Annotated in this window: 20 protein-coding genes; 14 read left to right on the forward strand and 6 right to left on the reverse strand. The window is 39.0% G+C overall.

What is annotated here, in order from left to right; all coding sequences use genetic code 11:
• Nucleotides 1–2: 2 nt before the first annotated feature.
• Together P3J6_RS18480 and P3J6_RS18485 are read right to left on the reverse strand one after the other, a co-directional pair.
• Nucleotides 3–611, reverse strand: a complete 609-nt coding sequence (locus tag P3J6_RS18480; RefSeq protein ID WP_010391723.1) for a paraquat-inducible protein A — start codon at nt 609–611, stop codon at nt 3–5.
• Between the two features lie 53 nt (nt 612–664).
• Nucleotides 665–1939, reverse strand: a complete 1275-nt coding sequence (locus tag P3J6_RS18485) for an EAL and HDOD domain-containing protein (RefSeq protein WP_198523737.1) — start codon at nt 1937–1939, stop codon at nt 665–667.
• 265 nt (nt 1940–2204) lie between these two features.
• On the opposite strand from P3J6_RS18485, the gene P3J6_RS18490 reads away from it, so the two are divergent.
• Together P3J6_RS18490 and P3J6_RS18495 are read left to right on the forward strand one after the other, a co-directional pair.
• Complete coding sequence (locus tag P3J6_RS18490; RefSeq protein WP_198523738.1) at nt 2205–2771, forward strand: PhnA domain-containing protein; 567 nt, start codon at nt 2205–2207, stop codon at nt 2769–2771.
• A gap of 126 nt (nt 2772–2897) precedes the next feature.
• Nucleotides 2898–3704: an META domain-containing protein gene (locus P3J6_RS18495; protein ID WP_198523739.1), complete on the forward strand. Its 807-nt coding sequence runs from the start codon at nt 2898–2900 to the stop codon at nt 3702–3704.
• A 334-nt stretch (nt 3705–4038) separates the two neighbouring features.
• Here P3J6_RS18495 and P3J6_RS18500 read toward each other — a convergent pair whose 3' ends face one another.
• On the reverse strand, nt 4039–4878 hold the full coding sequence (locus tag P3J6_RS18500; RefSeq protein ID WP_178956664.1) for a 23S rRNA (adenine(2030)-N(6))-methyltransferase RlmJ: 840 nt from the start codon (nt 4876–4878) through the stop codon (nt 4039–4041).
• Nucleotides 4879–5116: 238 nt separating this feature from the next.
• Here P3J6_RS18500 and P3J6_RS18505 point away from each other — a divergent pair, with 238 nt between their 5' ends.
• The 10 genes from P3J6_RS18505 to P3J6_RS18550 all read left to right on the forward strand — a co-directional run bounded on the left by P3J6_RS18505 (nt 5117) and on the right by P3J6_RS18550 (nt 13018).
• Entirely contained in the window at nt 5117–5347 is a 231-nt protein-coding gene (locus tag P3J6_RS18505) for a hypothetical protein (protein WP_008113449.1), read from the forward strand.
• Nucleotides 5347–5652: a cell division protein ZapA gene (locus P3J6_RS18510; protein ID WP_010391716.1), complete on the forward strand. Its 306-nt coding sequence runs from the start codon at nt 5347–5349 to the stop codon at nt 5650–5652. Before P3J6_RS18505 ends, P3J6_RS18510 begins: the two co-directional genes overlap by 1 nt.
• A 55-nt stretch (nt 5653–5707) precedes the next feature.
• Nucleotides 5708–6727: an MBL fold metallo-hydrolase gene (locus tag P3J6_RS18515; RefSeq protein ID WP_198523740.1), complete on the forward strand. Its 1020-nt coding sequence runs from the start codon at nt 5708–5710 to the stop codon at nt 6725–6727.
• Between the two features lie 56 nt (nt 6728–6783).
• The gene (locus tag P3J6_RS18520; RefSeq protein WP_198523741.1) at nt 6784–8232 is read left to right on the forward strand and encodes a transglycosylase SLT domain-containing protein; all 1449 of its coding nucleotides are present in this window, start codon (nt 6784–6786) and stop codon (nt 8230–8232) included.
• A gap of 66 nt (nt 8233–8298) precedes the next feature.
• Nucleotides 8299–8787 (forward strand): FKBP-type peptidyl-prolyl cis-trans isomerase, encoded by a 489-nt coding sequence (locus P3J6_RS18525; RefSeq protein ID WP_198523742.1) that lies wholly within the window; start codon nt 8299–8301, stop codon nt 8785–8787.
• A 21-nt stretch (nt 8788–8808) separates the two neighbouring features.
• On the forward strand, nt 8809–9537 hold the full coding sequence (locus tag P3J6_RS18530) for an SDR family NAD(P)-dependent oxidoreductase (RefSeq protein WP_198523743.1): 729 nt from the start codon (nt 8809–8811) through the stop codon (nt 9535–9537).
• On the forward strand, nt 9534–10373 hold the full coding sequence (locus P3J6_RS18535) for an amidohydrolase family protein (RefSeq protein WP_198523744.1): 840 nt from the start codon (nt 9534–9536) through the stop codon (nt 10371–10373). Before P3J6_RS18530 ends, P3J6_RS18535 begins: the two co-directional genes overlap by 4 nt.
• A 48-nt stretch (nt 10374–10421) precedes the next feature.
• Nucleotides 10422–11984 carry a S41 family peptidase gene (locus tag P3J6_RS18540; protein ID WP_198523745.1) on the forward strand — a complete coding sequence of 521 codons (1563 nt, stop codon included), beginning with the start codon at nt 10422–10424 and terminating at the stop codon, nt 11982–11984.
• Nucleotides 11985–11987: 3 nt separating this feature from the next.
• On the forward strand, nt 11988–12368 hold the full coding sequence (locus tag P3J6_RS18545; protein ID WP_198523746.1) for a hypothetical protein: 381 nt from the start codon (nt 11988–11990) through the stop codon (nt 12366–12368).
• 170 nt (nt 12369–12538) lie between these two features.
• Nucleotides 12539–13018 (forward strand): hypothetical protein, encoded by a 480-nt coding sequence (locus tag P3J6_RS18550; protein ID WP_198523747.1) that lies wholly within the window; start codon nt 12539–12541, stop codon nt 13016–13018.
• Nucleotides 13019–13029: 11 nt separating this feature from the next.
• Here the strand turns inward: P3J6_RS18550 and P3J6_RS18555 are convergent, their stop codons facing one another.
• Nucleotides 13030–15576 carry a serine/threonine-protein kinase gene (locus P3J6_RS18555; RefSeq protein ID WP_198523748.1) on the reverse strand — a complete coding sequence of 849 codons (2547 nt, stop codon included), beginning with the start codon at nt 15574–15576 and terminating at the stop codon, nt 13030–13032.
• Between the two features lie 121 nt (nt 15577–15697).
• On the opposite strand from P3J6_RS18555, the gene P3J6_RS18560 reads away from it, so the two are divergent.
• On the forward strand, nt 15698–16660 hold the full coding sequence (locus tag P3J6_RS18560; protein WP_198523749.1) for an FHA domain-containing protein: 963 nt from the start codon (nt 15698–15700) through the stop codon (nt 16658–16660).
• Nucleotides 16661–16706: 46 nt separating this feature from the next.
• Here P3J6_RS18560 and P3J6_RS18565 read toward each other — a convergent pair whose 3' ends face one another.
• Together P3J6_RS18565 and P3J6_RS18570 are read right to left on the reverse strand one after the other, a co-directional pair.
• The gene (locus P3J6_RS18565; RefSeq protein ID WP_198523750.1) at nt 16707–17039 is read right to left on the reverse strand and encodes a hypothetical protein; all 333 of its coding nucleotides are present in this window, start codon (nt 17037–17039) and stop codon (nt 16707–16709) included.
• 23 nt (nt 17040–17062) lie between these two features.
• Nucleotides 17063–17455, reverse strand: coding sequence for a hypothetical protein (locus P3J6_RS18570; protein ID WP_138604958.1), 393 nt, complete (start codon nt 17453–17455; stop codon nt 17063–17065).
• A 214-nt stretch (nt 17456–17669) separates the two neighbouring features.
• Between P3J6_RS18570 and P3J6_RS18575 the strand changes: the two genes are divergently transcribed.
• On the forward strand, nt 17670–18305 hold the full coding sequence (locus P3J6_RS18575; RefSeq protein ID WP_198523751.1) for a hypothetical protein: 636 nt from the start codon (nt 17670–17672) through the stop codon (nt 18303–18305).
• Nucleotides 18306–18339 lie beyond the last annotated feature (34 nt).

Raw genomic sequence — 18339 nt, forward strand, 5'->3', positions numbered from 1 at the left:
AATTAACTGGTTTTTACTACTGGCTTTATGAAGCTACTGGCCGCAATGGCGAACAAGCAATAGCCGGTAAAATACCAAAAACCAGTACCAAACTCAGCATGCATATTAAGTAAATCTTCTGAGTTCGCGTTTGCATTACCAGCCATGTAAGCCACTATTAATGCAATAACAAACACATCCACCATACTCCATTTACTTAAACCGATAATCACCTTACCAAGATTGTGCTTAAACGAAGTCTCCTTCAGCACACAATACAACAATTGAAGCAGCAGCTTAATTGTTGGGATCACCATTGAAAAAAACGCCACTAATATCGCCACTAAGTAGTTTTTGTTATCGGCCAGTTCGTTAACGGTGCCCCAAATACTGCGCGTTTTTTGATAAGCGCTGATCTCGCCTTCAAGTTTATCTAACCCCAACATACTCGAGATCATCATTAGCATATTACGGGTGTTTTGATTCCCTTCATCTGCCAACATTTCGATGCCCGCCTCAGCAAGTTTAGACTTATCAATTTTACCTTCCATACTCAGTACGGGCTGAGTCACCCCGGGAATTAATAAAGCTAAGGCAATTAAAATAGTGGTAATAGGTAAAAATAAACGCATGGTGTAATACTAAGTAAAATCAATATGTGCCAATCATACCCAAACGTTTTGCGTTAGTCTTGCTCAATAATGGTGGCTAATAACTCATCCGCATATTGGCGTGCATCTAACATAGCTGTATACACCAGCTCTATATTTGATGCAGGTCGAATAGTCTCTAACAACTTTTTAGCCAATTGCCAATTATCTTCCTCTACCGCTTTTATTAAATGTAAAGAATTACCCATCATCCCTTCAAAACTTAATAGTGCACCGGATAACTCAGCCCCTAAACTAAACTCTTTAGCAATAGCTTCCAGCTCCATATCTAAAATAGCATCAAGCACCGACATTAAGCCGACTAAATAACCTTGTTCTGCAATGACTTTTCCGCCTGGTTCTAAAATTATTTGCATGAACTGCGCTCGACATAAGCCTAAACGAGTAAGTTCACTGGGCTTGTCTGAGCCAAGTTCGCTTAGCGCCAATACTCGTACAAACTTTCTAATAGAATCTTCCCCTAAATACACAACCGCCTGAGGAATAGACGTTATCACTAAATTTTTATTAGCAGAGCGAGCATTCACTAGTTTTAGGACGCGTGCAGTCAAACCGACATCTTTAGAAATGCGTTGATTAATTTCATTAAAGTCTAAATCTGTGCGGGATGTGCAACGCAGTAAGTCTAAAACAGCCATTTTTAGAGGTTCGATACTGTTGTAACTTAACATTTCTGGATGTGCAAAAAAGAACCCTTGAAAGTAATCGCATCCAGCCTCTTTAAGCTGCCTAAATTCATCATAGGTTTCAATTCGCTCTACCACTATTTTAATATTAGGAAAATTGCGTTTGAGCTTTTTCAGCAACATGCTGGTTTTTATTACGGGCTCTTCAACTTCAAGCTTAATATAATCAACCAAACTGAGTAATGGTTGCCATTTTTCATGTGAGTCGTAGTCATCTAACGCAAATACATATCCTGCTTTTTTTAACTCTGTCACTCTCTCAACAACAAGCTCTATATTTTCAGTGCGCTCAACAATTTCAATTACAGTATTCTCAGGCTGTAATAATTTAGGCAAATCCTCTAAAAGCCCCTCGCTCGATAAATTAATAAACGCAGTTTGATTGAGCGTTAGCTTTTCTATGCCAACCAGCATTAGCGCATTAAAAAAAAGTCGCCCAGTGGCTTGCCCGTCAGTTGTTCCTACAGGAAAAGCATTATTAACTGAATCGCGATAGAGCAACTCATAAGCAAAAATACTTTTATCACCGTCAAAAATTGGTTGCCTAGCAATATATTGAGTAACCAAAATAGATGAATTTTTTACCTCTAGATTATTTGGCATTAACCTTCCTACTTAACAGTGATGTCATCATTATTTTTTATTATTTAACCAGTATAGTGAAACTTTAAAGACTTGCTGCAATTTTAATTAGATTAAAAACAAACAAATAAGACTAAATTTATAACCCTAGAGCAGAGTTATTAGTATCCTCATTTTTTATAGGGTTTTTGAGTTTACAACTGCTCTAAGCATACCCAAAGGTTATGGTTATAAGGTATAATGCGATTATTAATTTTTTATAAACTCACAAAAAAGAGTCCCTTATATGAGCATTGAACAAGCCTTAATAGAACGTAGCAGTAACCAATGTGAACTCTGCGCAGCAACAGACAACCTAACTGTATACGAAGTTCCTCCTGTTACCGAAGCTCATTCAGATAAATGCATCTACACCTGTCAAACATGTAAAGATCAAATTGAAGGCAATAGCGATTTAACCCCGACCCATTGGCATTGCTTAAATGACAGTATGTGGAGTCAAACACCTGCGGTACAGGTTGTTGCTTATCGCATGCTGACTCAGTTAGCAGCTGATAACGGATGGGCACAAGACGCGCTAGATATGATTTACCTTGAAGAAGACACATTAACATGGGCGCAGCAAGCGCTTGCTGAAGATGATGATATTAAACACATTGATAGCAATGGTGTAGTACTACAAGCTGGCGACACCGTCACGTTGATAAAAGATTTAGATGTGAAAGGTAGCAGCTTAACAGCAAAGCGCGGTACAGCCGTGCGCAATATTGGCTTAACCAGCAACTCTGAACATATTGAAGGACGTGTTGATGGACAGCGTATTGTAATTTTAACTAAATACGTAAAAAAATAAGTAATAAATCAAGGCGCCTAGCGCCTTTTTTTATATCTCGACTTTCTTTATTTACTAGTTAAGCAATGATTAAGCAATTCAACCGTATGCTAGCGACCTCATACCATACTCCATCAAGGAACTCTTATGTTCTCATCTAAGCCAAATTCAATGTTAAAGTCGATTGCAGGCTTGTGTTTTCTAGCAAGTGGCACACTTATGCTGAGCGCATGTAACGATGACGCAGCGCAACAAAATAGTGCTGTGGCGCAAACAACGACCACCTTACCTGTGCAAGTTAGTTACTTAGATCGCAGCCTACTTGCGCCTAATTCACAGCTAAACGTTACCTTGGTTGATGTGTCAAAAATGGATGTGGCAGCAACGGTTATCTCTGAGCAGGTAATTGATTTAGTAGGCGCACCGCCTTATAAAGTAGAGCTTGAGTATAACCTTGAAAAGATTGACCCAACTCACCGCTATAGCGTGCGTGCAACCATTAATAATCAAGGAAACTTGCTATACACCAGCACAACGAGTAACTCACCTTTTGATAATACGGCCTCATCAGAGCCTTTAGAAATTATTGTTTCAAAAGTAGCGCCAAAGTCAGACGTTGACTTAGTAAACACCTATTTCAAAGCAGTTTCAATCGACGGCAACCCTGTTGTAGTGAATACCAAAGAGCCATTTATTCAGTTTAATAGTGATAGCACTGTACACGGCTTTTTAGGATGTAATAACTTTAATGGCGGTTATGAAGTATCGAAGCAAGCAGTGACTTTTACGCAGTTAGCTACCACGCAAAAAATGTGTCATGACAATATGGAACAAGAAAGCGCGATGGCGGCTGTGCTTCAGGCAGCAACGCAATGGCAAATTAACGGTGAAAAATTAGTATTACAAAATGAGGCAGGCAAACAACTTGCTACCTTTAACGCTGTTTACTTTTGATTAAGAACGTAACAATACCCCACATCTAAGCAAATAAATAAGCCCAGTTAAACTAGGGGCTGTTGATCTTTCAAGGTTGAATTTGCAGCAGTCTGTTTGGTATTTAGGCAAGGCAGAGCCTATGTGGTGTGGTTATTCCCCATAAATAGGCGATAACGCAGCATCAATGCCAAACAGGCGCTGCCCGAAGGGTTCTGCCTAGGGGCGATTTACTCTTTGTTGCTCGGTTTTTACTTAGCCCACTAGGTTACAAACCTCGCGCCGCGATTAAACCGCCCCTAGTTTGAACAAATTTTAATCCGCAAAGGTCAACAGACCCTAAGCTTATTTATTTTTATTCGGCGACTAACTGCTCGCTACGGTAAAAACCACTTGGCTTACTCAACAAGCTTACTAGTTCAGGTAACACATCATCCATAGTTTGTTTCAGTTTCCATGGTGGATTTATCACTATCATTCCAGAGGCGGTCATACCATGTACTTCGGTATCTGCTTCAGTACCTAATTCAAATAATTGAATATTTTTAATTCCCGCGTCAATTAAACCCTGCTCCATATTATCAATACGTTCTCTGTCTACAACCGGATACCAGATCATATATGTACCCGTCGCAAAGCGTTGGTGGGCTTTGACAATGGTTTGTACGACCGTATTGTAATCGTCTTTTATTTCATAAGGTGGGTCTATTAACACACAGGCTCTGCGCGAAGCTGGCGGTAATAAACCAATTAAGCCCGCAAACCCATTTTCGCCGCGTACTCGAATAGAGCGCTTACCTTGCATGTTTTCTTCAAGTAATACCAAATCTCGCGGATGCAACTCAAAAAACCAGCCCTTATCTTGGCGGCGCAAAAAGTGTTCGGCGATTTTTGGTGAACCTGGGTAAAACGCCAGAGACGAACTTTCATTAAACGATTTTATTAACTCAATGTAGTCATTTAAGGCACCGTGCTGACTGGTATGTTGCCAAAGTTTTTCTATGCCATCTTGGTACTCTTGGGTTTTTTGCGCGTCTGGTGCTGACAGCTCAAAAAAACCAGCACCCGAATGCGTATCGATATAGTCAAGCGGCTTATCTTTTATTGTTTGATAACCCAGCACTTGCGCTAACACTAAATGTTTAAGTACATCGGCAGGGTTACCCGCATGAAAGGAGTGTCTGTAACTAAGCATTATTTATTTTCGCCATACGCTGTTTAATAAAATTAGTGAACCATAAAGCACACTGCTTTGGCAATCGTCACAGCAAAAGCGGGTGTTTACGTGAACCATTTCTGAATGAAAAAGCCAATAGCATGAATTATCCCTTAACATAGAATAAAAATCACCTAAAACCAGCGTAAATGCTGGCAAATAAACACACTTTGCTTTACATTTGCATGACATTAATTACAGTTATATGAGCGCATTTATGAACAACAATACTCTTCAACAACTCGAACAACTGATCGACCAACTAATTACCCGTAATAATCAGTTGCAAACTGATATTACAGAGCTTAAAGAGCAAAACAGTAAACTGCTTGATGAAAATGAGTTATTACAGTTAGAGGCCCTTGAAAATGAAGAAAAACAAAAAGATGCAAGCACCACCTTGTCATCATTATTAGATAAATTACAAAGCGCACAACAGGCAAGCTAATGTCTGAGCTGCAAAACCAGCGAGTCACTGTTGAATTGCTTGGTAAAGAGCAGCAATTTGCTTGTCCGGCTGGGCAAGAAGAGGCACTAAAAGCGGCCGCCAAAAATCTGAATGATTTAGTTGAACAAATGAAACAACGTTCAACAGTCAGAAACGATCAAAAAGCATTACTTATGGCTGCTTTGAATTTAAGCCACGAATTGCTTGAAGCAAAAACTCAAAAATCAGTTGAGCTTGAGCATCAAGATCAATTGATTGATAAGTTGAGTCAATACTTAAGCTCAAACTCTGAACACACTAAATAAAAGCGCATTTTGCGCTTTTATTGTTTTTACCGTCAAAATATAGCTAGAGAAAAAGATGCAACCACTTTTAACTAAAGCTCAAAAAATAGGTAAGTGCTTACTGCCTTTAATCTGCCTATTTATACATGCAAAAAGCAATGCAGCAGTTGAGTGGCAACCGTTATCGGCTAATATTCAATTTATCAAGCAGCCAGATAGATTACGTTTTTACGACTCTAACCAAGTGTTAATTCAGGGCAGTGAGTGTGCCTTACTGGTAGATGCCAGTGGTAACTTTGCAGCAGTAGAACAACTGGTTACCAAACTAAAACAACAGCTAAAGACGCCTTTATGTTACTTAGTTGCCACTCATTTTCATGACGATCACTTACTGGGCATGGCGGTTATGCAGCATTACTTCCCAGACGCAAAATTGGTTTCTCACCAACAAGTCGCTAACGACTTTTCGCGTTATCAGCAAACATTAACAGATAAGCTAGAGGGGTTCGAGAAAAGCATTGAGCTGAGCTATCAGCGATTAGCCACCTTACCCGATGCAGAGCAAGCTCAATGGCGAGAAAAGCTCACTCGCGCTAAAACACGCTTATTTCGCTGGAAGAATTATCAACTAACACCACCAAAAATGAGTATTAGTGAGCCTAAAACATTAGATTTAGGAAATTATGTATTAACTATCAACCCGCATCAGGCACATACTAATGGCGATCTAACACTACTTGCCGACAAGGGTAAAACCTTAATAGGTGGTGATATCATTGACTGGCTTCCCTACCCTGGGCATGGCGAGCTTAAACAATGGCAAAGTTTATTAAAAAAATATATAAATAATAATTCGCTGTCACTTTTTGTTCCTGGCCATGGCAATTTAGTCGATAAAGTTAAATTAAAACAGTCACTCACGTTTTTAGAAGCAATTACGGAGCAGGTTAAAAACAACCCTGAAGCCAGTATTGAGCAATTACAAAAAAAATTCCCAAGTGAAGTACTAAAACCTTACCAACAAGAACCACTTGATATAAAATCAAGTAACTTATTTTTGCAATCGGGATTACTTCGCGCTAAAAACAGTCAATAACTGAACACAATGGATTGTGTTAAAATATGGAAATATATTTTTTAAAAAGGAACAAAATGCGTCACTTGATCTTATGCTTTGCCATTGTATTGCTATGTAGCTGTAAAACCACACAGCCAGAGATCATTGCGCCTGCAGTTTCTGCACCTATAGAGCAAAAAGCCGTACAATCAATCACGCCGACCTCTACAAACACCAACAAAGTTATTAATAAAAAAACAATACCCAAAGCCCTTAAAGCGACTCAACCGACTGACTTATGGGCACATATTGCTGATAACTTACATTTACCGGTTGAGCAAAATCAAGCGTTAAAAAAACGCATTAACTGGTATTTAAAACAACCGAATTATTTAAGAATAGTGTCTCGCCGTGCAGAGCCTTTTTTATACCATATAGTAAAAAAAGTAGAGCAAAAGCAACTCCCCATGGAACTGGCATTACTGCCATTTGTAGAAAGTGGCTTTAGGCCTACCGCCCGCTCAAGTGAACATGCTGTGGGTGTGTGGCAACTGGTTGCAGCAACTGCACATCATTTTGGGGTTAAATCAGATCAATGGTACGACGGACGCCAAGATGTGTTGGCCTCAACCGATGCAGCACTAGATTACTTAAGCTATTTACATAAACGTTTTGATGGTAATTGGTTGCATGCACTTGCGGCCTATAACACCGGTGAAGGCCGAGTTAAACGCGCTATAAAGCGCAATAAAAAAAGAGGTAAATCAACTGATTTTTGGGCATTAACCCTACCAAAAGAAACCGCTGACTATGTACCAAAACTGTTAGCACTAAGCTATTTAGTAAAGCACCCTAAAGCAAAGTTTAAACGGCCAAAGCTTCCTTACAAAGCACTGACCACCTCGTTAAATGTGGCAAAACAGTTCGACTTTTCAATTATGGCCAAGCTCTCTGGCATGGGTGTAAAGCAACTACATGCCCTCAATCGAGGTTATTTAAAAAACCAAAGTTCCCCCCATGGCCCGCATACTTTGTTGCTTCCTATTGAGCAACAAGCTTTACTAAAAAACCGTTTTTTTAAAGCCAATTTTGCAGGCGAATACATAGTCAAAAAAAATGACACACTATACGGTATTGCTAGGCATTTTGGCTTGCCTTTAAAGACACTAAAACAGCTCAATAATAAGCAAAATAACTTTATTGGTGTTGGCGAAAAACTTATTTTAGGAGAGCCTCAAACGTTACCTGAATCACTCACTATTAACTATAAAATAAGCCCTTACTTGGAACAAAAAGAGACCGTCATTCCAACCATCGAGGTAGATTACCACGTTAAGCCCGGTGATAACCTGTGGAATATAAGTCAGTTGTATGGCGTTGCTCATAGCGATTTAGCACGTTGGAATAAGTTATCAGCATCTAGCGTATTAAAGCCTGGGACTCAGTTAGTTTTATTTATACCCCAAGCTGCGACACCTAAAACCACACCGGCTAAAAAAGATCTGTTACTCGACTTACAAAATACATTAAATCATCCCCGTTAAGTTTCTAAAGCGCAGTATTTCGCGTAAAATTGCTTTTTAATTTATTTAAATCTTAAAGAGACATGCATGCAAATCAGTAAAAATTCGGCCGTTGAATTTCATTACACCCTTAGCGAAGCCGGTGAACAAATAGAAAGTAGCCTTAACGACACGCCATTAAGTTACATTCACGGCAGCGAAGGCATGCTACCCGGTTTAGAAACCGCACTTGAAGGTAAAACTGCTGGTGATAAATTTAGCGTAACGTTATCTCCAAGTGAATCATACGGCGAGCGTGTTGATGATTTAATTCAGCGCATTCCGCTTAAGCATTTACAAGGCGATGTAAAAGTGTGGAAGCCAGGTATGACTGCAATGGTGCAATCAAATCAGGGTCGCCATCAAGTGACTATCGTAAAAGTAGGCCGCTTTAATGCTGATTGTGATTTAAACCACCCATTTGCTGGTAAAACACTGACCTTTGATGTTGAGGTTGTATCCGTTCGTGAAGCAACAAGCGAAGAAATCTCTCATGGCCATGTTCATGCTGAAGGTGGTTGCGGCCACGCACATTAATTGCTAATTAAAGGAACAAGTATGTCAAAAGTTGCAATCGTAACCGGTGGCTCTAAAGGCATTGGCTTTGCTGTGGTACAGCGATTATTAACTAACGGCTATCAGGTTCATAACTTAGATATTGAGCCCAGTGAGAGTGGTGTTTTTCATCAATGTGATGTTAGTAATGTAACCGCCGTACGCCAGTGCATACAAGCTATTATTGAAAAAACACAACGCATTGATGTACTTGTTTCAAATGCTGGCAAGCACCTAAGTGCCACAATTGAGCAAACCGATGAAGCGACATTCGATGCGTTAATGGCACTGAATGTTAAAGGTGCGTACGCGGCTATACAAAGCGTATTACCAGCTATGAAAGCACAACAAGATGGCGCTATTGTATTAATTGCCTCAGACCAAGCCATTATTGGCAAACAAAACTCATTTGCTTATAACCTGACTAAACATGCATTGGCTTCGATGGCTAAAACCACCGCCTTAGATTACGCAAGTTTTAATATTCGCGCTAATGCAGTGTGCCCTGGCACTATAGAAACGCCGTTATTTCATAATGCAATTGATGCATATTGTAAAAGAAGTGGTGCTAACAAAGCCGATATTGTTGCAGAAGAAGCCGCATTACAACCACTCAACCGTTTAGGTCAAGCCGATGAAGTTGCTGCACTGGTAAGCTTTTTAGTAAGTGCAGATGCCAGCTTTATTACTGGTAGCTTACAACGTATTGATGGCGGCTACACAGCACAATGAGCACTAAAATTATTGACCCGCATCTGCACTTTTTTAATTTGCTGGAGGGTCAATACACTTGGCTACAAGGTGCGAACCCACCAGCTTGGTCTAACTTAGATAAAATAAAGCAGCCCATCAGCGCTGCTGAACTGATCAAAAGTACTAACTTTGAACTCGCAGGTTTAGTGCACATAGAGGCAGGCTTTGATAATAACCAGCCCGTTAAAGAATTAAACTGGTTAGCCAGACATATTAAAACTATACCTTATAAAGCAATTAGCTTTGCAACAATTAACCAGCCAAATAACGCATTTAAACTAGCACTTCAGCAGCTAGAACATCACTCTCTTGTAGGCATTAGAGATATCACTGAAGGTCATGATGCCGAGCGCTTATTGAGCCCTCATTGTCTCGATAACCTGCGGCACTTGAGCCATTTAAAGCTGCATTTTGAAGCCCAATTTGAAGTAGAAAACCTCAACATCACCGAGCGGCTCATTTCTTATGCCAACCAAGTTAGTGACTTACAAATAATCATTAATCACGCAGGGCTTGCACACAACCTTGCTAACTGGTCAACTGCAATTGAACTACTTGCAAAACAGCCTAATGTTGCGATTAAGTTTTCAGGTTTTGAATTACTAATGCTTAATAGCGAGCAGCAAAACCAATGTTTTAAACATATTTTAAAGCATTTTGGTATGCAAAGAGTGATGTTTGCTAGCAACTTCCCCGTGTGCCAAATTAATATTAACTACAACGAGTTATGGCAACATTATCGCAGCCTGTGTAGCGATGGTCTTACATGGCAATATTTGAGTTACAAAAATGCTGCAAGCCTCTATCAACTCTAAATGAAAACCGCTATATTTAGCTCAACAGTTTAAAAAACGAGCATGCGTATGGCCATTTTTAATCCATCTTCTCTTAAATACACATTACTCTCTTGCTCGCTAGCCGCTGTATTGACAGGTTGTGGCGGTGGAGGTAGCGACAATGCGACCAACCCAACAACTAATAATAGCGGCTGGACTCCAGGTGTATTTGCCAGTTCAGGGCAATTTAAAGGTCAATGCCAAGCAATTAGTGAAAAAAACTGGCTACGCTCTTGGAGTAACGAAACCTACCTATGGTATGACGAAATTATTGATACCAACCCAGCATTAACATCAGGCGTTATTGATTACTTTAATACTTTAAAAACGGAGCAACTGACTGATTCAGGTGCGAAAAAAGATAATTTTCACTTTAGTTTACCGACCGATGAGTGGCAAAGACAAAATCAATCCGGTCTAAGCTTTGGTTATGGCTTTAATGTAAAAATAATTGCCGGTAGCGCGCCACGCCAAGCAGTTGTTAGCTACACCGAACCAAATACCCCAGCTAGTAATCAAAATATTATTCGTGGTTTTGAGCTTTTAGAAGTTGATGGCGTTGATTTTATTAACACCATCTCATCGAGTGAGGTAGATATTATTAATGCAGGTTTATTCCCCGAGCAAACGGGTAAAGTTACCGAGTTTGTATTTAGGGATATCAGTACTAATGAAAATCGCACAGTGACACTCACGTCTCAAAACATCGAATCGCAACCAGTAATGAATGTGCGTACCGATTTAGCCGCTGGTGATGTGGGTTATTTTCAGTTTAATAGCCACAACGCCATAGCCGAAACACAGCTTTATAACGCCTTTAACCAACTCGCTGCCAGTAGCATTAAAGATTTAGTCATTGACGTGCGCTATAACGGGGGTGGGTTATTACAAATGGCTAGCCAAGTAGGCTACATGGTGGGGGGCATTAACACGCAAGGCAAAATATTTGAACGGACCATATTTAATGATAAATACCCCAATACCAACCCCGTCACAGGCCAAGCACTGACGCCGATGCCTTTTACAAATCGCTTTGTCGGCTTTGAAAATAACCCTGCAATTGCAGCAGGCACGCCGTTACCCACCTTGAACTTAGAAAGGGTATTTTTACTCACCACCAGCAGTACCTGCTCGGCTAGTGAGGCTATCATTAATGGGCTGCGCGGAGCCGATGTTGAAATTATTCAGATAGGCGCAGGCACCTGCGGTAAACCGTATGGCTTTTACCCTACCGACAACTGCGACACCACTTATTTTACTATTCAATTTACTGGCGAAAATAACAAAGGTTTTGGTGAATATTCAGATGGCTTCGCACCGCAAAATACCATTGATGACGCACGCCAACCGGTTCGCATTGCAGGGTGTGCTGTTGCTGATGACTTTACTAAGCGCTTAGGTGATGCTAGTGAAGACTTATTAAGTACAGCGCTGAGCTATAGAGAAAGCGGCAGTTGCCCTGCCCCAAGCTCAACAAATAGTGTTCTTGGTTTTGCGCCCATAATCGCCACCGATATCCCAGAAGTAAAAGATATGCGAATTCAAACCATGCTAAAACAAAATATTATTCTTAGTGATAACATGAGATAAGCAATGAACATATTACTAGCAATAAGCATGACTGCAGCGACATTAGGATTAACAGGGTGCTTAGCACAAAGCTCAGAGCCCACACCTAAGTTGCAACATGCGTTACTAATTGAGCCCAATAGCGCTAAAGTAGCCGACGCAATTGCGCAACTGCTGCATAGCTCGCAGGTTCAATTAGCCGACGATGTTTTTGTCACCTCAAGCACAGTTACGCTTGAGCGACTTAATCATAAAGATCCTCAGGGAAATCCGATTATGGGCAAGCAGCTTAATATGCCGGATCAGTTTGAACTAATGATTAAAGGTAAGCAATGTTTTATCCGACATTTAGATAGTAAAGCTACCGAGCCACTACCTGGTGTTAGTTGCAAGGCGATATACTAATATATTATAGACCGCTGACCGAACGTGGTTTCTAACGCCTGCTAAGCTTTTTTACTTTTTCTGAACAAAAATAATTATTGTTATTTTTTGGTGGAATACTTAATTACATCTATAGTTAAAATGCTCATGGAGTAAATAAGAAATTTTAAATTTAAAACAGGACTTTTATCATGAACGATCTTAGCTTTCGCGTTATCCCAAACGAAAATGACTCTTGGGAGTTTATTTCTAAATCAGGCTCTAACGCTGAAGATATTAAAATCAACTATAAAGAACTCACTACAGGTAGAAGCCTGAACTTATATTATGAGTTAGCAAACGAATCGGAGTGGACTTTTTCCGAAAATGGCAGCTATTTTTCAGATGCTAAAGACAACTTTAGTTACCAACTAAATAGTCTTGTTGCCAACGAAGGGAAGTCATTAATTATTACAATTTCTAGTATTTTACCGCATCAAGCCTTATCTCAGGAGTTGAATAAACTATTAGCTGAGAATCCAAAAAAAGTAGTATCAGGGCAGTTGGATCAACGTACAAATTATGAAATTAATTTTCGATTAATTACAAAAAAGAGCACTGACGTTAACTCTCTTATGCGTTATTTTTCGCAAGACCCACGTGTCATAATTGAAGATATGGAACCAGACTAGTAGTACAGAGCTTACTCTGCGCTATTTTCTATTGAACATAAAAAGTTATAATGTTCTTTACCTATTAAGCTCATCAGCTTATTTTCAGAGCACAACCCTTTAAACCATTGTAAACGGTAAAAAACCGGGCTCCACCCCAAATTTATACTTTGCTCTATTGATGCTAGCGCCGAGTATTTTTCATTCAACAAGCTTTGTAGCATTGCTTTAATAAAGTATGCCTCTGCCAAATTAGAATTAGTAGCTAACAGCTGTTCAATCTGGTTCATCGCTTGTTGATTTCTATCCAAATGAATCAACACTTGTGCTTTTTCAAGTTGTTCTGCAACGTTCTGCGACGAAGAATCAAGCTGCTCATTGACTTTAAAGTATAAACTATCGGCCTCTGTAAGGCGGCCCTTAAAATGAAGTAAATCGGCATAGTTAAGTTGTAAGGTAGTTTTTTGGGTATCTAGCATCATCGCTTTTTGAGCAAAATTTAATGCATTGGTAAACTCACCTTGTAGAGAAAGAGCAATTGAATAATTACTATAAATTGAAGCGCTTTGCCGCCCCGAATCTATCAGTTTTTGGTAGTTATTCTCTGCAGCCTTCAAGTCACCCGATAATAAATATACATCAGCGACTGTTTTTAGCGTTACAATATCGTTAGGGTTATAACTTAATACCTCCTTTAAATATTTTAATGCGTTAACACGTTTCCCCGATGTGAGATACGCTATTGCAAGGTTTCTTGTCGCTAATAAAGTTGGCCTTATTTTATATGCCATTTTCGCATGCTTTAAAGATTCTTCAAGGCGACCTATACGCTTAAAATAAATAGCCAAAATAATTTCTCTTTGGTATTCCTCTAATGATGAGTTTTGAATTCTGCTAATAATTTTTTCGGCTTTAATGTGTTCCCCCGTTTGTTGATATATTTCAAGTAGGTCAATTAAATAAGCAGGACTGTCACTGTATGAAGTTGGCGCTCGTTCAAGTTGAAATTGTAACTTTGTTATGAGCGCTATATTTTTGGAAGACTTATAAAGTCGTAAAATTATTTTTCGGTATAAAGGGTATAAGGGCTTAAAATCTGGCTGTTGCAATAACAAGGCTTCAGCCATGGCGCGTTGTTTTTGAGTACTACCTAAATCATTCGCAGTTAGGGTAACTAAAGATACATATTGCCTGATAAACTCATCTGACAATAACAGTTCCCTATTTGACAGGATGCTTGAACTAAGCAAGTTTTGTATCGAAGATAGTGTTGAGTTATAAATATTTAGATAGCTTTCCTTATCTGTTGCACTTCGTATTGTGCCTACCATTGTGGCGTTTTTATCTAATTCGTTTAGTGTAAAGTCACAAGATAAAAGACTACAATCTAATACAGGAATCAGTAGCTTAGTAGCTCTTAGCGCAGCAGCTAAATTATTTAGGCCTGCATCATTACCAAGTATTAATTGTGTTTGTGTAACTTCCTTGCTCGAAATTAAAGCAAACTTGCGATCCGCAAGTACATATTCGGTTATTGCATCTTTGACGCCAAGACTAAGTAAGCGCTTTTGTGTATCCGTAACTTGGCTACTCACTGTAAATTCTACTGGCATCAAAGCTATCCTATCTATCGGTTTCGATGAATACCAAAGCCAGCTCCCCGCACTCAATAACAGACAAAGAACCACAGTAAGAAATAATCTTCTATTGAAAAAACGTTTACTTACGTTGTTATTATTTTGATAGCTTTTAACATCTACAGTCAGGCTTTCAAAACTAAGTGAGTCTAAAATCCGCCTAAACTGAGATGCTACGGCACGAGCGCTTTCAGGTCGTTTATCAACTTTGAATGCTAATAATTGTTTAAGTAAAGGCACTAAATCGGCAGATAACTCTTTGATCGATTCATAACTTGCGCTACAAGGAAATGACATTATTTGTTTTGCTAAATCTTGCCCTATATTACTCGATGCTTGTTTTGAATAGGCATGGTAGCCTGTTAATAATTGATAAGCTATTAGCCCTAGTGAAAACAAATCACTACGAAAATCCATAGTTTGATTATTCAATTGTTCAGGCGACATTGCCTTTAAACTGCCATAATCAGTGCCTATATTTGTCGCTTCAGCCCCTTTAATTTTTGAGATACCAAAATCTGTTATTTTAACTGTGTCTTCATCACTAACTAATACATTGGCAGGTTTCAAATCGAGATGTAGTATGCCTTTATCATGAATTGCAGCTAGGCCATCGCTGATATGAATAAGTATTTCTAACTTTTTAGTAAGAGTGAGACTCTGTTCTTTCATTAAATGGGCTAAGGTCGTTCCTTTAACATACTCCATTTCTAATAAAATTTGTTCATCCCGATGAATTATCTTATAAAGCTGCACTATATTTGGGTGATTTAAGCTTGCAATTAACTTTGCTTCGATGATGGCTCGCTCAGTATTATCTCCAGCTAATTTCATAACTTTGAGGGCTACTTGTCTATTCAACTCTAGATCTGTTGCAAGGTATATCGTACTCATTCCTCCTTGCGCCAAAACTTGTATTTGTTTGTAATAATCCTCTAACACAAACTATTCGATCCATCATATGTAAATAATTAGTCTAGTATTTAATGTTAATTAAATGCAAAGTCAATATATACAATATGATAGTGTAATATTATTTACTAAAAGACCAAAAGAGAGCTGTATGGCTATACTGACTAAGTTAAACTCAAATATGAGCTTTTATCTGCGCGACTTTCATCGTTTTGGTCGGCTAGCCCACTCAGTTGACACCTTATTAAACTACCCAGAAGTGACACGTATTCATGCAGTAATAGAGTGGGTTAAACCACACTGGTACATTCGTGACTTAAGCAAAAATGGTATTTGGCTAAACGGTAAACGACTTGATAAGCAAACCAATTCCGTATTAGCCCTAAATGATCGCATCAGCTTTTCAGAAATAAATAACTTAGATTACCAGTTAACTTCTATCGATCCACCAAGAGACCTTTTACTACCGGTCAATGGAACAAATACACATTGTATGTTGCTCGAACCTTATCATTTTTTACCCGATAGCCAACACCCCAAAGCTGTTATTTATTACGACCCTGAGAGACTCTCTTGGTGTTATGAAAATACAGAAACTCACCAATTAACACTCTTAAAAGATGGCCAAAAAATAACAATTGCAGAACAGCAGTGGCAGTTTTTTCAAGCAGAAATGGCATCACAAGAAAACACGCTGAATTTAAGTCCTACGTCTATTAATAACCTTAAATTTATGTTCAATTTAAGCTTAGATGAAGAGCAAACCGAATTAAAAATAAGGCAACATAATAAATTAGTTGACCTAGATGTTCGCTCTCACCACTATCTTACTTTATTGCTGGCTCGTAATAAATTGACTGATATCAAAAATAAATTTGAACCTGATGTACAGGGCTGGGTACAAGTTAAGAAATTAGCACGCGATCTCGGTATTAATGAGAGCCATGTCAATATTCAGATCCACCGTGCGCGAAAACAGTTTATGGACTCTTTCAATAATATATTATCTGCTGATATTTTGATTGAACGTAAACGAGGTAAAGTTCGTTTTGCAGGGACGTGCTTTACAATTGTAAAGGGGGCGAATTGTGAATCAACAGAGCCTAAAAATTAAGAAATGGCTGTGGCAACGAGCTGAGCTACAGCCATTCACTGGTCAATTACTGAGCTATTATTTGTAGCGAACAACTGTAGCGAATAGCCTTATTTATCAATGATTTAAATTCAAGGCTAAATGCCACAAGCGACTCTTCCATAGGGTAACAAGCAATACACTTGTCAAGCTCTTCAGTAAGCTGATTAAGCATACTAACTGATATTGGATTTTCAGCCTCTACGCCATATTGATGCTTCCAAAACCGCTGTAGTATAGGAGCATCATTTAACATAGTTATATACTCATAACCATCATGCCAAAGCTCATCTGTCAAAGAGCATTGAAATTCAGGCTCATCGAGATGAAATGTTGTAGATGATAGAACGACCTTTCTCATTATTATCTATTCCAAAATTGACATTAAAAACAGTTTCCCGGTGCACCATTTAGTTCAGGGAACTGAGTAACAACCTCTCCATTTGGCTTAATTATCAAGCGGGCGCACTTCTCTTGCTGAGTACCAACTACCATCCCTAGGTTAGCATCATACCTAATACGAGAATCAGGCTGTACTGTTCGTGATTTATTAGTTGCATTTTGTACTTGTTCGCAAAATTGTTGTGCATCTTGAATTGTTGCACAATACTGAGGCAAAAATTGACTGGCTTGTACACCTGCAGTGCAATGCCTTTGCTGAATATGAGCAAAAGATTGTGCTGTTACATCACATATTGGGTCTGCAGCCGCCTGAGTTGCAGAAATAAATAGGTAACTGATAAAGCTGCTATAGATAACCGAATTAATTAATTTCATTACTGTCTCCTTTGCAATCTAAATTGATAGGAAGTCACTCTTCCTTTCTCAATCTAGATATTAGGGAGAAATATTCCATAACAAAGTATTACACAGTGCAGGTAATACTTCGTAATAACAATCTCTAATTAGAAGACCTATCTTTTGGTGACTTGGTTGACATACCAAGTACACACTTACTTACATGATGTAACACAACTAAAAGGAAACGAGGATGTCTATTTATAAATTATTAGTTAAAAACGACTCAACTAACCCAACACGATTTGCAATTTTCCAAGAAAAGCCATCATTAGATGTTGGCGGTAATGTATTCACATTAGCTTGGTTTAGCAAGTATGCATATCAAGGAACAACTGCCGAATTTGCTTGGGAAATTGACTACAGTGCAATTTGGTCAAGACCAGGTCAAGAGCTTCGCCCTGGCGTTATCTGTAAAACATCACAATCAAAACGAGTTGATTTAGATGGTGCGAATACAGTCACTTTAGGCTACGACAATGTTAATGATGCCTTTAACATGAGCTCTCCTGTAAAAGGTAATAGTGGCAGTATTTTTACAAATTGTGACGAGACAGTACCTAATTCAAACACCACTCCATCAGCTGCTGCGGGTATTGGTATTGCTATGAGTGGTGCGGGGACTTTTTTAGTCAGTACGCAACCGAATATGAATTTAACATGGACACCCAAGCCTAAATATTACCTTGTTGCTGGTAACTTCAAAACTGGCGAAATTTTAGATACGCAAACAATCATGAACAGTGGCAGAGCTCTCGAAATTCCATATCAAGGAATTTTAACGCAGAGCGTAACCTTAAATAGCCAAAATGTTTTAGTACTAAATTAATGCTAATTTGTGTGCGCTAATTAATGGCGCACAC

Source organism: Pseudoalteromonas sp. 3J6, assembly GCF_903995135.1.
Classification (GTDB): domain Bacteria; phylum Pseudomonadota; class Gammaproteobacteria; order Enterobacterales; family Alteromonadaceae; genus Pseudoalteromonas.

What these genes read in the sequence shown, in the direction of transcription:
- P3J6_RS18510 (WP_010391716.1), top strand. Translation starts at nt 5,347, where the DNA reads ATGTCTGAGCTGCAAAACCAGCGAGTCACTGTTGAATTGCTTGGTAAA.
- P3J6_RS18530 (WP_198523743.1), top strand. Translation starts at nt 8,809, where the DNA reads ATGTCAAAAGTTGCAATCGTAACCGGTGGCTCTAAAGGCATTGGCTTT.
- P3J6_RS18505 (WP_008113449.1), top strand. Translation starts at nt 5,117, where the DNA reads ATGAACAACAATACTCTTCAACAACTCGAACAACTGATCGACCAACTA.
- P3J6_RS18500 (WP_178956664.1), bottom strand. Translation starts at nt 4,878, where the DNA reads ATGCTTAGTTACAGACACTCCTTTCATGCGGGTAACCCTGCCGATGTA.
- P3J6_RS18520 (WP_198523741.1), top strand. Translation starts at nt 6,784, where the DNA reads ATGCGTCACTTGATCTTATGCTTTGCCATTGTATTGCTATGTAGCTGT.
- P3J6_RS18545 (WP_198523746.1), top strand. Translation starts at nt 11,988, where the DNA reads ATGAACATATTACTAGCAATAAGCATGACTGCAGCGACATTAGGATTA.
- P3J6_RS18540 (WP_198523745.1), top strand. Translation starts at nt 10,422, where the DNA reads ATGGCCATTTTTAATCCATCTTCTCTTAAATACACATTACTCTCTTGC.
- P3J6_RS18490 (WP_198523738.1), top strand. Translation starts at nt 2,205, where the DNA reads ATGAGCATTGAACAAGCCTTAATAGAACGTAGCAGTAACCAATGTGAA.
- P3J6_RS18515 (WP_198523740.1), top strand. Translation starts at nt 5,708, where the DNA reads ATGCAACCACTTTTAACTAAAGCTCAAAAAATAGGTAAGTGCTTACTG.
- P3J6_RS18560 (WP_198523749.1), top strand. Translation starts at nt 15,698, where the DNA reads ATGGCTATACTGACTAAGTTAAACTCAAATATGAGCTTTTATCTGCGC.
- P3J6_RS18575 (WP_198523751.1), top strand. Translation starts at nt 17,670, where the DNA reads ATGTCTATTTATAAATTATTAGTTAAAAACGACTCAACTAACCCAACA.
- P3J6_RS18550 (WP_198523747.1), top strand. Translation starts at nt 12,539, where the DNA reads ATGAACGATCTTAGCTTTCGCGTTATCCCAAACGAAAATGACTCTTGG.
- P3J6_RS18485 (WP_198523737.1), bottom strand. Translation starts at nt 1,939, where the DNA reads ATGCCAAATAATCTAGAGGTAAAAAATTCATCTATTTTGGTTACTCAA.
- P3J6_RS18535 (WP_198523744.1), top strand. Translation starts at nt 9,534, where the DNA reads ATGAGCACTAAAATTATTGACCCGCATCTGCACTTTTTTAATTTGCTG.
- P3J6_RS18525 (WP_198523742.1), top strand. Translation starts at nt 8,299, where the DNA reads ATGCAAATCAGTAAAAATTCGGCCGTTGAATTTCATTACACCCTTAGC.
- P3J6_RS18565 (WP_198523750.1), bottom strand. Translation starts at nt 17,039, where the DNA reads ATGAGAAAGGTCGTTCTATCATCTACAACATTTCATCTCGATGAGCCT.
- P3J6_RS18480 (WP_010391723.1), bottom strand. Translation starts at nt 611, where the DNA reads ATGCGTTTATTTTTACCTATTACCACTATTTTAATTGCCTTAGCTTTA.
- P3J6_RS18495 (WP_198523739.1), top strand. Translation starts at nt 2,898, where the DNA reads ATGTTCTCATCTAAGCCAAATTCAATGTTAAAGTCGATTGCAGGCTTG.
- P3J6_RS18570 (WP_138604958.1), bottom strand. Translation starts at nt 17,455, where the DNA reads ATGAAATTAATTAATTCGGTTATCTATAGCAGCTTTATCAGTTACCTA.